Origin of the sequence: Streptomyces flaveolus (assembly GCF_000716535.1) — a bacterium.
In the GTDB taxonomy this organism is placed as follows: Bacteria; Actinomycetota; Actinomycetes; order Streptomycetales; family Streptomycetaceae; genus Streptomyces; species Streptomyces flaveolus_A.
On the sequence record NZ_JNWV01000105.1, the window covers coordinates 1 to 2,635 of the forward strand.

Below are 2,635 nucleotides of genomic sequence, written 5' to 3' on the forward strand. Positions count from 1 at the left end.
CGCTACGACCGTTACGAGAAGCTCCTCGCCGCCCAGCCCCCCATCCACGTCCCCACCATCACCCTCGACCCGGCGCTCGACCCGTTCACCCCGCCCGGCGACGGCACCGGTTACCGCGACCACTTCACGGGCAAGTACGAGCACCGCACCATCGCGAACGTCGGCCACAACCTGCCGCAGGAAGCACCCACCACCTTCGCCCAGGCCGTCGTCGACGCCGACCACCTCTGAGCTCCACGCCCGACACCCGCCCGGTAACCCGCACCCCCCACCGGTCACTCCCAGGAGGAGTCACAGATGAGCGAAGTCCAGTGGAACCGTCTGACCGCCGCGCAGCTCCGTGCCCTCGCGGCCGAGGACGCGGTCGTGCTGCTGCCCGTGGGGGCCACCGAGCAGCACGGCCCTCATCTGCCCACCGGCGTGGACGACTTCCTGGCCGCGGAGGTGTGCCGGAGAGCGGCGCTGCTGGCGGCCGAGCACACCGGTGTGGTGGTGACGCCCTCCGTCCCGACGGGGCTGTCGGAGCACCACATGGCGTTCGGCGGCACCATCACACTCTCTCTGCCCACCCTGCACGCGCTGCTGCGTGACATCTGCCGCTCCGTGACCCGGGCGGGTTTCTCCCGCATCCTGATCGTCAACGGGCACGGCGGGAACATGACCGCCCTCAACGCCCTCACCACCGAACTGACCGCTGAGCTGGCGACGCCGATCGCGTTCGCCAGCTACTTCGGCGCGGGACGGGAGGTGGTGCGGGACACCCTGGAGACCCAGGACGGACTCATGCACGCGTGTGAGGGGGAGACGTCCATGATGATGGCCGCCTACCCCGACCTGATCCACCGCGAACACCTGGCCGAGGCGCACGGACCGCGGATCACCCTCCCCGCGGAGTCCACCGAACCGGTGTACATGGCCGTGTCCTTCGACCGGATCACGAAGTCCGGGGTCGCGGGTGACGCCCGGGTGGCCAGCCCGCAGAAGGGGGAGACGATGCTCTCCGGCTGCGCGCGGGCCCTGGCAGACATCATCCTGCGCGATCCCTGGGCGCGGTAGAGCACTGAGAACGGACCGACGCGAGCGCACGGCGCTGCGCGCGTCGGCGTGCCGAACCCCGTACGGGCGGCACGAACCGCGAACCTGCGTAACCGCTCGGGACAGTGACACCTGAGCGCCTGGCCACGAGTCTGCGGCCGGATGGAGCGATGCCCTGTCCGGCCGCTCCCGCGTTCGTCCTGGCCACAGCCGGTAGCAGCCGATTCGGGCCGGCCTCACAACTTCGTCACCGGCTTGACAGGTGACGGTGAGCATGAAAGATTCATCACCAGTCAGGGCGGTGACGTAACCGGCGAAGCCGGGCCGCCCGTCAACGGAACACCTGAAAGGGGTCAGTCGTGGTCAGCATCAAGGGTGGGCGCAAGCGAGTGGTGACCGGTGTGGTCTCGACGCTCACGGCGGGTCTCGCGCTCGGCGCGTTCGCCTTGAGCGGCACCGCCAACGGCGCGACCAAGACCGCCGAGGCCGCCGGAGCCGACAGGCACATCAAGCCGACCATCGTGCTGGAACACGGCGCCTTCGCCGACGGCTCCAGCTGGAACGGCGTCATCGCCGACCTGCGCGCCGACGGTTATCCGGTCGTGGCCGCCGCCAACCCGCTGCGCGGCCCCGCCTCCGACGCCACGGCCCTGCGCGCCGTCCTCGACCACGTCAAGGGCCCCAAGATCCTCGTGGGCCACTCCTACGGCGGCAACGTCATCAGCGAGGCCGCCACCAACGATCCCCAGGTCAAGGCCCTCGTCTACGTGGCCGCCTTCCTCCCGGCGCCCGGGGAGACCGCCCTGGAGCTGACCAACAAGTACCCGGGCTCCACCCTCCCCGACGCCCTGGACCCCGTCACCTACAAGCAGGCCGACGGCACCACCACCACCGACCTGTACATCCAGCAGGACAAGTTCCGCCACCAGTTCGCCGCCGACGTCCCCGCCGGCCAGGCCGCCCTCATGGCCGCCGAACAGCGCCCGATCGCGCAGTCGGCCCTTGAGGAGAAGGCCACCAGCGCCGCCTGGAAGACGAAGCCCAGCTGGGACATCATCACCACCCAGGACCTCAACATCCCCCCCGCCGTCCAGCGCTTCATGGCCAAGCGTGCTCACGCCCACACCACCGAGGTGGCCGCCTCCCACTCCGTCGCCGTCTCCCACCCGCACCTCGTCGCCGACGTGATCGAGCGGGCCGCCCGCGCCACCGTCCGCTGACCCCCGCGGCGCCGGACCACCCGGACAGGTTCCCGCAGCCCGGTACCGCCAGGAACGGCGGTACCGGGCGCGGCCGCACAACGGGTCGCGACCCTGGTGAACGAGGGACACCCGGAGCCGTGCGGCGGATGGAGGACCCGCAGCACCATCGTGTTCGACCCACTCCGTGAGAATGGACGTCATGAACCCACACCCCGACTCCCGTCGGCTGGGGGACTTTCTCAGGGCCCGTCGGGCGCAGCTGACGCCGCAGGAGTGCGGCCTGCCCGAGGCGGCCCCCCCCCGCCGCGTCGCCGGACTGCGCCGCGAGGAGGTCGCCCGGCTCGCCGCGATCAGCGTGGACTACTACACCCGCCTGGAACAGGGCCGCGTCCGCGCCT

General features: G+C 71.0%; 4 protein-coding genes. All 4 read left to right on the forward strand.

Annotated elements, in window-relative coordinates; translation table 11 throughout:
- Positions 1-231, forward strand: a 231-nt coding sequence (locus OO52_RS45275) for an alpha/beta fold hydrolase (RefSeq protein ID WP_030659240.1), incomplete at its 5' end; no start/stop codon positions are given.
- 66 nt (positions 232-297) lie between these two features.
- The gene (locus tag OO52_RS45280) at positions 298-1,056 is read left to right on the forward strand and encodes a creatininase family protein (RefSeq protein ID WP_030659242.1); all 759 of its coding nucleotides are present in this window, start codon (positions 298-300) and stop codon (positions 1,054-1,056) included.
- Positions 1,057-1,394: 338 nt separating this feature from the next.
- Positions 1,395-2,255: an alpha/beta fold hydrolase gene (locus OO52_RS45285; RefSeq protein ID WP_030659244.1), complete on the forward strand. Its 861-nt coding sequence runs from the start codon at positions 1,395-1,397 to the stop codon at positions 2,253-2,255.
- A 181-nt stretch (positions 2,256-2,436) separates the two neighbouring features.
- Positions 2,437-2,635: helix-turn-helix domain-containing protein (locus OO52_RS45290; protein WP_158712702.1), on the forward strand; the 199-nt coding region annotated here is incomplete at its 3' end.